This window comes from Opitutus sp. ER46 (genome assembly GCF_003054705.1).
Taxonomy (GTDB): domain Bacteria; phylum Verrucomicrobiota; class Verrucomicrobiia; order Opitutales; family Opitutaceae; genus ER46.
On the sequence record NZ_QAYX01000012.1, the window covers coordinates 56,560 to 68,732 of the forward strand.

The following is a 12,173-nucleotide window of genomic DNA, read 5'->3' on the forward strand; positions in this document are numbered from 1 at the left end:
CGCCGGATATTAGCGGGAAAACACGGGCATATCGGGTCGCGCGGGGCGCTGGCGCTGCGAGTGACTTGAATTCAGCCCTTTGCCGGGCGGCGGCGCCGGCGCGTGGCGTGAAGGCGGGGCGCCGCGGCGCGCTCAGCGGCCCATCCCGAGCGTGTGGCTCAGGTGCACGAGGCCGTAACCGAGCAGGCCGGTGATCGGCAGCGTGAGCACCCACGCCCAGATGATGCGTTCGACGACGCCCCATTTCACGGCGCTGAGCCGCTTGGTGGCGCCGACGCCCATGATGGAGGTGGAGATGACGTGGGTCGTGGAAACGGGGATACCGAGGGTGGCGGTGCCGTGCAGGATCAGGGCGGCGGTGGTCTCGGCGGCGAAGCCGTGCACGGGCTGCATCTTCACCATCTTGTGTCCCATGGTGCGGATGATGCGCCAGCCGCCGGCCGCGGTCCCGGCCGCCATGGTGAGCGCGCAGACGATGACGACCCAGTGCGGGATGTCCTTGAACTCCTGGATGCGCAGGAAGCCGGCCCAGTTGGGCAGATCCTTGAATGCGCCGGTGGAGGTGCCGGTGAAGAGCGCGAGCGTGATGATGCCCATGGTCTTCTGGGCGTCGTTGGAGCCGTGGCTGAAGCCCATGAAACCGGCGCTGAGGAGCTGGGCCTTGCCGAAGACGAGGCCGACGACGCGCGGGGTGACCTTGCGCAGCACGATGATGAGGAGCCACATCAGCAGCGCGCCACCGAGGAAGCCTACCAACGGCGAGGTGAACATCGGGAGGACCACCTTGGGCCAGAGGCCGACGGCCGCGCCCTTGGCGTTGGTCGTCGACCAGATGAGGACGCTCCAGTTGCCCCCGGCGGTGGCGAGGGCCGCGCCGCACAGGCCGCCGATCAGCGCGTGGCTGGAGCTGGACGGCAGGCCGAGCCACCAGGTGAAGATGTTCCAAACGATCGCGCCCATCAGCGCGCAGAACAGTGTGGTCATCGTGACCACCGTGGCGTCCACGAGTCCGCTGCTGATGGTCTTGGCGACCGCGGTACCCATCCACGCGCCGACGAGATTCCAGAACGCGGCCCAGAGGACGGCCTGGCGCGGCGTGAGGACCTTGGTCGAGACGACGGTGGCGATCGCGTTGGCCGTGTCGTGAAAGCCGTTGATGTACTCGAAGGCGAGCGCCGTCAGCAGGACCAGCAGGAACAGCGTCATGGCGAGGGCGCGGGCCGGCTCAGGAGTGTTTCAGGACGATCTGGACGACGATGTTGCCGGCGTTGCGGCAGCGGTCGACGGCCTGTTCGACCATCTCGTAGAGCTCCTGGAGGATCACGAGCTCCTTGGCGTCGTAGGGCCCGTTGTAGAGTTCCTTGAGCAGCCCGAGCATGACCTTGTCGGCCTCGCCCTCGGCGTACTGCAGGCGGTCGTTGGCCTCGCGGATCTTCTCGATGTGCGTGCCGCCGCGGAGCTGTTTCACCATGAACACGACCGCCTCGGCGGCCTGCATCATGAGCTCGGCCTGGCGGGCAAAGGCGGAGTGGGGCACGCGGCCCGGGTAGATGGAGAGCCGCTCCACGATCTTCTCGAGCTGCTTCGGGATGCGGTAGAGGGCGAAGGAGAGGGCCTCGATGTCCTCGCGCTCGAGCGGCGTGACGAACGTGCGGCTGAGCTCCTCGGTCATCAGGTGGCGGATACGCTTCTCCTTGCGGCGCGTCTGGACGAAGTCGTCGAGGGAGGCGTGGGATTCGTTGGACGCGATCCGTTTCAGGTAGGCGGAGAACAGGTCGACACTGGCCTTGGCCTCCTCCGCACCGGCTTCGAGCAGGTCGAAGAACTTGTCGTCTTTGCCCAGGAGCTTCTTGAGGGACAGCATGGAGATGCGGCCGACATAGAAGTGATTCCGGAAGGGGCGAAAGCAAAAATTCCGGGCGGGCGAAGGAATCTGGCGGACCCGCAGGGGAAGGAATCGGCGCGTCGCGGGCGGACGGGCGGCGGGCGTCGCCGGGTGGGGCTCAGCCGGCCTTGCCGCGCAGCCAGATCCAGAGGTGGCCGATGCGCTCGCGGACCGCGAGGGTGCTGCGCTCGAGCGAGTCGACGTTCCATAGGCAATCGCGCCAGTGGAAGTCGTTATAGGAAGCCATTTTATAATCGGTCGGGCAGGCGATGGCGTTCACGCCGGCGCTGCGGAACAGCGCCATGCTGCGCGGCATGTGCCAGGCGGAGGTGACGAGGGCGACGGGGGCGGGGCCGGCGAGTTTACGGACGGCGCGGGATTCGTCCTCGGTGTCGCGGGCGTGTTCGATGCGAACGATGCGGCCGGGGTCGACGCCGAGGGAGATGGCGGCGCGCTCTAGCATGGTGGCGTGGGTGGGGCGGTCGGGCAGGCGGGGATCGGCGGGGCCGCTGACGACGAGCCGGGCGTGAGGGAGGAAGCGGAGGAGTCGAACCGCCTCGGTGAGCCGCTGGAAGGCCGAGCCGGAGAGGCGGGTGAGCGCGGGGACGTCGGCGAGGTCGAGGTTGCCGCCGCCGAGGACAATGACGAACTGGCAGGAGGCGAGGGCGGGCGGGATGGCGGCGCCGGCGGTGACATCGGGCGCGGCCGGGTACTGCGTTTCGAGCGGTCGGATCAGCCAGGTGCTGACGAACCCGTTGCCGAGGACCAGGAGCAGGAGCACGGCGACAGTGAGAATCATCCGCCCCGCCCGCGCCCCGCGGCGGGTCCACAACAGCGCGACGCCCACCCCCAGCAGCGCGAAGCACGCCGGGATCGGCATCAGGACGTAAGCAATGACCTTCTTGAGCCAGAAAAACATCAGAGGGAGTGAGGAGTGAGAGTGAAAGTGGTCCGCGGCGGACCGCGGGAGTGAAAGTGGCCCTGCGGGAGTGAAAGTGAGAGTGGCCCCCGGGGGGAGAGTGAAAGTGAAAGGTGGCGGGCGACGGAGGATGAGCAGCCGGATGTCGGAGAGTGAAGGTGCTCGGACGACGGAGAGTGACAGGGCGGGGGAGCGGAGGGAAAGAGTGGGCGAGGCTGCGGGCGGAGAATGTCGGGCGCAGGATCAGGATGCCGGAGCGGGAGACTCAAGCGTACTCTCGGGTGGGTTTACCCGACGCCGCAGGCGCGGCGAACAGGGGTCGGGGTTCGGGCCGCAAGAGAGCGCAGAAGGCGCAAGATCCAAGGCATTCAACAGGAGGTCGCGGAGGCCGCAGAGATCGCTGCGCGCCGGGCTGAGCTGTGGAGAATAGTGGAGGCTCTCAGGGTGAAATCACTGCCGAGCACTTCGGCCATATACTCGTATGCATTCTATTGCTCCGAATGTCGGAAATAGAGACGCTGCACGAGGGCGGCGGCATAATGGAATGTGGAATCGTGCTCGCGCGCCGCCGGCCAGCATCGCCCACGTGCATGGTAGAGTGAGTGGCGAGGCAAAGAGATTCTAGCAACTAGGTCACAATATTTGTGCTAATATAATGCGAATATCTCAGCCGCCACGCAATTGCGGATTGAATAATGCCTAAGATTCTGAATGCTTCCGTGCAACCCCACCGCCCCCCGCGGCGAGCAGCATTAAACAATCGCCGTTCTCGCCTGCGCCATTGGGTTAACCACACCTCACGCGCGTCTCCCCGCCCGTTCGGTACTCATCCGACGTGCGCAGTCGGATGCTTCGTTCAAATTTATGAAAGCAATCTGTCGCATCTTCGCGGTCGGGATCAGGACTGCGATCCTCACTACCACTGTGTTGGCGGGTATGGCTAGTGCCTCCGGGCAAGTCCAGGATGCCGGAGCGGCGTGGAACGGGATCGTGAATGCGCTCCCGGGTAAGCAGACAGGTAAGGATAAGGGCGCGTCACATTCGACGGACTGGGCGACGCTCGCGTCGAAAGCCGCGGCGTACAGAAAGGATTTTCCAGGGAGCGCCAATGCACGGTCGGCGGAGGCGATCGAGTTAACCGCGTTGATCCATGTCGCGAAGGGAAAGATCACGAGCGCGACGCGTAAACGGGCCGAGGCATATATCGCGGACGGAGGTAACGCGGTTCGTGATCGCCTTGGGCTAGAGATCACCGTCGCCCAAGCCGACTTTGGGCAGGCACAGCATCTGTCGCGGTCAGAGCTGCTCAAAGCGCAGGCGGCGCATGCGCAGCGTCTTATGTCGGCATATCCGAAGGAACCAGAGGGGTATGGGTATCAGCTCTCGATTGCGAAAGCCGAGGAACCAGGGCGCGGGCGTGAATTGGCGGAACAACTGCTGAAGTCGGGCGCATCGGAGGCGATAAAGAAAGGCGCTCAGCGCGTTGTTGACCGAAGCAAATTGGTCGGAACCAAGCTGAACCTTCGCGGTGCCGAGCGGCTGGTTGCGCAGTCACGTGGTCAGGTGCTGATCGTCTATTCGTGGTCAGCGACGGATCAGGGGTTTATCCGGCTCGTCAAATCCCTGGCGCGCGGTAGCGAGGTTCGGTTCATTGGCATCAACCTCGATCCGGATAAGGAGAAGGCAAAAGTCCTCGCCAAAACGCTCGGTGCCCCAGGCTGGCAAGTCTATGACGGAGGAGGCTTGGACGGACTGGTGGCAACGGACCTCCATCTTGTGCTTCCCACATCGCTTTACGTGATCGATCGAGAGGGCATTGTCCGAGTGGTCGACGGGCACGTCGACCCGGCGTCGAGACTCTCGGAAGTTCTGGCGGTGAAAGGAGGCAAGTCATGAAACGGTTCTGGCTTGGCGCTGCGCTGATTCTGGCCCTCACGGCCAACATCGCGGAGGCGACCTTCTCCTATACATGGACAACGCCATCCCAGGTTAACGTGGGCGCGGCGTACGATGTATCCGTAGATATTTACTGGGCACCCGACTACGAATACGACTACCAGTATTCCGTCACGTTGTGGTACAACGGATCAACGCCGAAGCAGTACGGGAATGGGTATTCCTGGGACACGCTCACCTTGAGCGATAGTGGCAACGAAACGGCGGCGGGTAGAATCTACTGGTTGGCTGATTGCCAGTCGTACGAAGGCGAGTACAGCTCTGGTTATCAATACATCGACGTCGTCGCCGGGAACCGGGCTCCCGTGCCGGGGATCTCTGTCGACGGACGAAGCGCGGGGCAGACGATCACCCGCCCTTATGGCGGATCGGTCGCGCTGACGGTACGCCACACGGCTACTGACGCCGACGGAAACCTGAGCGGCATTCGTTATAACATCTGGAATGCGACGACCGGGTTTTTCGATAACGGTGGAGCATTTGTCCCGCAATCCGGCGGATCTGGTGCGGTGGTCCGAAACGTGACGCTCGATACGGACGGCGATTGGTATTTCTGGACCGATGCTGAGGATAGTCAGGGAGCGTATTCCAGTACGGGCGACTGGGGCAGTGGCTTTCACCTGGTGGTTGTTGTGGCGGCGAACAATCCGCCGACAAGCGAACTATCTGTGTCGAACGCCTCGCCCTACTACAACCAGAGCATCACATTGACTTCCACGATTCAGGATGCCGACGGGAACCTGGTCGACCAAGCAGTGGATGTCTCCACTGATAATTCAAACTGGACGAGCGGGTGGAATAACTGGTCAGGCACGACCGCGTGGGTGATTTCAGGGAGCAGTGCAACCGGCACCATCACCTACACGCCACCTAGTGTCGGTACGTACTACTTTAGGTCGCGCGGAGCGGACTCAGCGAACGCGCGTTCCGCTTTTGCCACCGTGACCGTAACGGTCAACCGAGCACCGATGACAGCTCCGACGAGTCAGAACTATCCGAACGTCGAAAGCGGGGTGTCGTGGACACCCGCGATCAACGGCAACTCCGTGAGCGGGACGGGAGCGCTGCTGTACAACGTGGCGGGCAAGACTAACTGGGGTTCCTCCCCTTGGACGACAGAGCCGGGAACATACACGTTCTTTGTGGGCCAACTGGCAGACGCTAACCATGAAGGCAATGAGGTGGATCCCATCGTCGGTCGGATCATGGTGAATTATCAGCGTTATGAGATTACAGTGCCGCGGAGAACCGCGACGTTCTCGTTTTCGGGTGGTCCTTTCACCTACGACGGTAGTTCCAAATCGGTATCGGTGTCGGTGTCGCCATCGGGTGCGACGTACTCCACGAGTGGCGCGTATAGCGCGACTGACTCAGGGACCTATACGGCGTACGCCACCGCTACGGGCAGCTACTCCGGAAATGACCAATACTCCTGGACAATTGAAAAAGCGACCCAAGCGGCCGTGTCCATTACCCCGGGGGCGCAGACCGTGCAAAGAGGGGCGTCGATACAATTCACGGCCCACGGTGGGAGTGGAGCCGGGAGTTATATGTGGGGTGGTGCGGCACAGGGCAGCGGTGACACTTGCGAGGTAGTATTCAATGAAATCGGATCGAGATCGGTAACAGTCACTCGCAAGGGTGACATCAACTACATTGATTCAGCTGAGGCTAGCATTGCGATCATGGTTACGGCGCCGCCGCAATACACCGTAGCCGTCGCGGCCAGCCCGACGACCGGAGGTGTTGTTACCGGTGCAGGGACGTATGACAGCGGAACAACGGCAACGATTACGGCGACCGCCAGCGCCGGGTTTCGGTTCAACGGGTGGTCAGGCGATGCCACTGGGAGCGTCTCGCCGCTGTCAGTGACGGTAACTCGAAATATGTCGATTACGGCGGAGTTTGCGCCAATCGGCTCGAGTCCGACCATCGCTGGTCAACCTTCGGGACAGTTGAAGATCGAGGGCGGTACGGTGGCAATCGCCGTAACCGCGACGGGAAGCGATCCGCTGCAGTACCAGTGGCGGAAGGATGGCGTTGTGATACCGGGCGCGAACAGCGCCACGTACGTGATCCAGAACGCTCAGGTGGGAAACTCGGGTAGCTATTCATGCCGGGTTGAGAACAGCTATGGATATGCGGACTCGATGGCGGTTGTCGTCACGGTGTTACGGGCGGCAGGCGATGAGGATAACGACGGCGTGGAGAACGCGGTAGAAGTCGCGTTGGGCCTGAATCCACTTAGCGCGGACGACGTATGGGTACACAGGTTCAAGTATAGTGAACTTGGGTATCTTGATGAGTCACCGGGAGGGAAATATTCGGAAATCGACGCAGAAGGTAACATCAAGGCAACTCACCCATGAAATCCGGGAACTTAGCTCAACCTGCCATGATCGATGCTCTCACAATGGGGAAGTGCTTTGCTCCAAAATGCGGCTGGTTTGGAGACTTCATGCGTGCGTGCCGCGGTGTCATGGATCATATTAGCCGAGGCCCCATTGGCACGGGAGTTGTAGCGGCGCTACTCTGGAGTGCACTGCCAAGCACGACGGCCAAGGCAGCCAGTGTCTCGCCTGACGACGCTGGGAGCTTTGAACTCATTGACTGGTCGGAGGGCAGCGCGTGGCGCCAAAAGCTCCAAGATGGAAAGTATGCCACGCGAGCAAAGGGCGAACAATTTGCGAAACCTATACAAGGACGGGATGTCCTAAAGGTTCGCAACGCGCAAGCGAAGCGAGAGGCGGCCCTTCGTGCCAGGCGGGAAAAGAAGAACTATGCCGTGCTGGGGATGAGCCTTGGCGGCGTGCAGGCCTATGCCGTGACCGCCACGCTCGGTCTCGGCGAACAAGACACCCCTCTGCTGGAAGAGATTGTGGGCGGCCTACGTGAGGATCCGCTCGCCATCTACAATTGGGTCCTGACGACCGTTGAGTATGTGCCCTATTTTGGACTACGGCAAGGCGCCCACCTGACGGCGATGGAACTGAGCGGAAATGACTATGATCAGTGTGTGTTGTTGGTGTCATTACTGAAGCAGGCGGGCGTTCCTTCGACGGATGTCTCTTACAAGGAGCTAGATGTTGAGTATACAGATGCGCAGATAGCTGACTGGTGGCACTGCGAATCAAGCCGGATTGATTCTGCGCTTTCGAAGCTCGGGATACCGCATACGCGGAAAGCCGGAAGTGTGATTATCCGGCGAGTGGTGGTCCAGGCGGTGATCGAGGGCATTACGTATGTTCTGGATCCCGCATTCAAACGCAGCGTGCGTTCTGATCCAGTTGCGTTGGCATCTGTTGTCCCGAGCTATTCGGCGAGTTCAGTCGCCACGACGGCGGGCGGGAATGTTCCCTCCGCTGACGAGGTTTCTAATGTAAACGTTGATGGAATGTATGCAGCGCTTTCTTCACTATCCACCGCACTCGTTAACGGCGCTGCGCAAGGCTATCATGGAAAGGATGCGCGTGAAATGCTGGGAATCGGTATACTCGCGCAGTCGCCGGTCTTGGCGCTGCCGACATCGGCGCCCCCAGGGGTCACAGAGATATCAAGCTGGACTGCTATTCCAGAGGACCGGTCGCTCGACCTTACGATTGTTCTCGGCCTAGGCAGTGTCACTTATCACCTTTGCGACATAAGTGACCACCTGCTCTATGTGTGTTTCGATAAATATGGTCGTGCTGCGCTGTACCGAGATGGCGTATTGGATATGTATGAAGTCGGCGCCGTTGACCCGGCGAGCCTGCTTTCGATCACGCACAGCCGCACCTATCCTGAGGAGCCAACCCAGACGATAACTAGGACCGCGGCCGGCGCCAGCCGTAGCGGTTTCACTCTGATTCTGCCGAATGGTACGTCTTCCCGTGGTCAACGTAATCGTATGGCTCAGCTTCAAGCGGAAGCGGCCGCGAGTGACGCAAGTTCGGACACCTCGTTGTTGCGCACGCTGGCCGTAATTGGCCTGCAGCGGGCCGTCCACGACGACAACTATTGGCGCGTGATCTCGGCCATAACGGGGATCGAAACAGCTAGTACGGGGTCTATCTGGTTCTACCACGCCAGAGGAACAAATTGGTGGGTGGACGGGCATGCGAACTACTCCAGCGTGCGTATACGAGCAAGTGCGCTCGATTATGGGGCGGTCTGGGAATCGACGGTGCCGTGGATGAATGCGACGGAGCATCTGTGTTTGGAGGAGGTATCCGATGGGGCGGGCGTCTCGACCGGTGCGGTTCTGGAATCTGCTCTGCGTTCTGGAAAGAAGATCCTTCGGCTTACGCCGTCCAATTTGGGCAGTGTACTGCCAACGATCGCGGGAGGTGTTCTTCCTGGAGTTGTGGAACATGTGACCGCGGGGAACATCGCCTTCGTAACGTCGGAGCGGGTGATTCCCATTTCGGATGGAAACGGCCTCGAGGGGGGTGGGGCGTTCCTGCCGATTATGCCCACACCTAATGATGGGTGGCTCGGTTGGGCGCACTCCGGTGCGTGGGCTATCCAGAACGGCTTTAACGGTGGCGGGAAGGACAACGTGACGTCGGCGCCGAGCCAAGCGGCCCAAAATTCGGTCACAGTTTCCGATCCTGTTACGCAGCATACCGCGGCCGACCCGGTCGATTTGTACACGGGGGCCTTTCTGTACGATGGACCTAGCCTAAAGGTCGGCAACGGCGAGGCGCCAATGGCTCTCGATTACCGGCCGCACTACTCTACCAACTGGCGTTTGCAGAATACCGCCAAGATTGGGTACGGATGGACGCATTCATATGACATCTATGCCACTGAACGGCACGCCAGCGATGTTGATATCCGCACGGCGTCAATTGCCGAGATTGCACCCTATTGGGTGACCGCCCAATACTTGTTGGATACTGTCACCAAGATTCCGACCGCCAAGGAGGTCGCGCTCAGGGTGATCGCTGCGCGCTGGGCGAGCCGGCAGGTCCTCAAGGCCAAGGTGACCGTCGCTTTGGGTCAGCGGCGCATCGAGTTCCATCGGTTGTCAGATGGATCCTATATGAGCCCGTCGCGGTTCCGCGTAGCCCTCGAGAAGTCGCCGGAGGGCGTCTTTACCGCCTCGTTCAAGCACGGAAATTCGATCGAGTTTGATGGCCCGAATGCCCACGCGAGCAAAATTGTGGACCAATATGGAAACGAGTGTACCTTTGCCTATGCTGACAATGGCTTGGCGTCGGTCACTGATGCGTACAACCGCACGCTGACCTTTGGGTACACGCTTGGTGCGCTGTCTTCTGTCACCGATAGCACAGGACGGTCCGTCGCGTATTCACGTGGCAGTACCTTTGATATGACTGATGCGGATGGAGGAGTCCTTTCGTTCGAAATGGACACTTACGGGCATCAAGAGATCTTGAGCGTCCGGGATGGGCTCGATCGCGTTGTTGTGGTTAACCTCTACGATATATTTCATCGAGTCTGGGCCCAACAGCCGTTGGGTGACGCGCTGAAGCCAACGTACTTTGGTTACGCACCTGGTCGCGCGCACGAAGCGGATGCTTGGAAAAACACGTCGTGGACGACGTTTGATAGTCGGGGACGGCGAGTTCAAACGGTGGATATGCTCGGGAATGTGGCGACTTGGGTGTATGACGGGGCTGACCGAGTTGTAGCAACCACGACCGCGGCGGGGCGGACCCGAGCCTATGGCTACAACAGCAGTCACCTCCTCACCTCCGAGACGGATGGCGAAGGAAATACGCGGGCGATCGTCTACGACGCGGAAGAGCATCCCTGGAAGGTGGGCAACTTCGAGGGTAAGCAGACGGTCTACACCTATACGGCCGAGCACGCGGTGAAAACCATCAAGCAGCCGGGTAACATTGTTACCGAGTATACGTATGATGCCTTAGGTCGATTGGATACGGTGCACCGACCGCAATACGATTCAGGTGAGGTCGACACGTATTCGTATGACAGCTACGGGAACATCGACAAAATCACATACCCTATGGATGGTTTCGAAGATCTAAAATACAATATCCGCGGAGACCTCGAGGAGTCAATCGATCGCAACAACGTCAAGATCTCATACGAGTACAACAACCGACGGATGTGCACGAGTGTCTCGCAGTGGGACGGGACGACCGAGTACAAGCGACAGACAATCTATGACGCCGCCGGTGACGTTGACTATACCCTTGATGCCTCGGCGCGGAAAAGGGACTTCAGTTATGATGCTCTCGGCAACCTGCTGGAGATTAGGGAGGGGCCGTCGAGCGCACAGGTATCGGTCCTGACTAATACCTATGAGGAGAGGCGTCACATATTGTGGAAGCGGACCAACGCGCTGAATGCTACCACGACCTTGGTGCGGGATCTTGCCCAGAGGGTCGTTGGGGAATATGACCCGCTGAATCGGTACACTGAGCAATGGTACGACAAGGATGGTATGCCTTCGACGCGATGGACGCCATTGCGAATTGGCACGACCAACGCATACGATGGTAACGGCAGGGTGACCGGGGTGGGAGTGGGGGTCTCCGAGTCAAACCTGAAGACATACACGGTGGACTACGACAAAGATGGCAGGCGCGTGTCGCTCTCGAATCGGCTCGAGACGGCAGGTGCGACCACGCTGACGCATACGTTCACGTGGCTTTACGATGATGATGCGCGTGAGATCAAGTTGCGGACGCCTCTGCTGAAGACGACAACGACGACGCTCTCCACGCGCGGCTTGCTGCTCTCCGTGAAGGAACCGTCGGATCAGGTGTGTACCTACGGCACCTACGACCTGGAAGGGCGCGTTACGGAACGGACCGATGGCGTGGGAGTGACCAGCTACACCTACTGGCCCAACGGCCTGCTCAAGGAGGTCACGGAAGCAGGGAAGACCACGTACCGGGAGTACGACAACCTGAACCGGCTCAAGGAGTATCGCGACGGTGAAGGCAATACCCTTACCTACGAGTATTACGGGTCAGGGGAGTTGTGGAAACTGCACTACCCCGGCGGCAAGACAGTGACGTACGCCTACGACGACTTCGGGCGGCTCAAGACGGTGACCGACTGGGCGAGTCGGGTCACGACGTACACGTATGACGATGCCGGGCAGGTGACGGGGGTTGCGTATCCGAACGGGACAAGTCGTTCGAACACCTACGACGCGGCCGGACAGCTGACGCGCATCGAGCACAATAAGGCCGACGGGACGCGGCTGGTCTATGAGGACTTGCGCTATGATGCCGACGGGCGGGTGGAATCGCTGTTCTTGCACCCCAAGCCTGCCGCGTTCAGCCTGCCGACCGATGCGCTGGAGTACGATGCCGACAACCAGCTTTCAAAATGGAACAACCAGACGGTGATCTGCGATGCTGACGGGAACATGACGACCGGACCCTCGCCGAGCGGCGCGATGAAAACCTACAGCTATGACGCGCGCAACCG

Annotated in this window: 6 protein-coding genes; 3 read left to right on the top strand and 3 right to left on the bottom strand. The window is 60.5% G+C overall.

The annotated features are described in order from the left end of the window. Positions 1-132 precede the first annotated feature (132 nt). The 3 genes from DB354_RS00805 to DB354_RS00815 form a co-directional block, all read right to left on the bottom strand. On the bottom strand, positions 133-1,206 hold the full coding sequence (locus DB354_RS00805; RefSeq protein WP_107833528.1) for an inorganic phosphate transporter: 1,074 nt from the start codon (positions 1,204-1,206) through the stop codon (positions 133-135). A gap of 19 nt (positions 1,207-1,225) precedes the next feature. Next, positions 1,226-1,864, bottom strand: coding sequence for a DUF47 family protein (locus DB354_RS00810; protein WP_107833529.1), 639 nt, complete (start codon positions 1,862-1,864; stop codon positions 1,226-1,228). Positions 1,865-2,003: 139 nt separating this feature from the next. After that, positions 2,004-2,804 carry an ElyC/SanA/YdcF family protein gene (locus DB354_RS00815; RefSeq protein WP_107833530.1) on the bottom strand — a complete coding sequence of 267 codons (801 nt, stop codon included), beginning with the start codon at positions 2,802-2,804 and terminating at the stop codon, positions 2,004-2,006. Between the two features lie 864 nt (positions 2,805-3,668). Here DB354_RS00815 and DB354_RS00820 point away from each other — a divergent pair. From DB354_RS00820 to DB354_RS00835, 3 genes are all read left to right on the top strand, one after another. Continuing rightward, positions 3,669-4,700, top strand: a complete 1,032-nt coding sequence (locus tag DB354_RS00820; RefSeq protein WP_107833531.1) for a hypothetical protein — start codon at positions 3,669-3,671, stop codon at positions 4,698-4,700. Beyond that, positions 4,697-7,129, top strand: coding sequence for an immunoglobulin domain-containing protein (locus tag DB354_RS00825; RefSeq protein ID WP_107833532.1), 2,433 nt, complete (start codon positions 4,697-4,699; stop codon positions 7,127-7,129). The genes DB354_RS00820 and DB354_RS00825 overlap by 4 nt, the downstream gene beginning before the upstream one ends. A 26-nt stretch (positions 7,130-7,155) precedes the next feature. Then, positions 7,156-12,173: RHS repeat protein (locus tag DB354_RS00835; protein ID WP_146180049.1), on the top strand; the 5,018-nt coding region annotated here is incomplete at its 3' end.

What these genes read in the sequence shown, in the direction of transcription:
- DB354_RS00820 (WP_107833531.1), top strand. Translation starts at nt 3,669, where the DNA reads ATGAAAGCAATCTGTCGCATCTTCGCGGTCGGGATCAGGACTGCGATC.
- DB354_RS00805 (WP_107833528.1), bottom strand. Translation starts at nt 1,206, where the DNA reads ATGACGCTGTTCCTGCTGGTCCTGCTGACGGCGCTCGCCTTCGAGTAC.
- DB354_RS00825 (WP_107833532.1), top strand. Translation starts at nt 4,697, where the DNA reads ATGAAACGGTTCTGGCTTGGCGCTGCGCTGATTCTGGCCCTCACGGCC.
- DB354_RS00815 (WP_107833530.1), bottom strand. Translation starts at nt 2,804, where the DNA reads ATGTTTTTCTGGCTCAAGAAGGTCATTGCTTACGTCCTGATGCCGATC.
- DB354_RS00810 (WP_107833529.1), bottom strand. Translation starts at nt 1,864, where the DNA reads ATGCTGTCCCTCAAGAAGCTCCTGGGCAAAGACGACAAGTTCTTCGAC.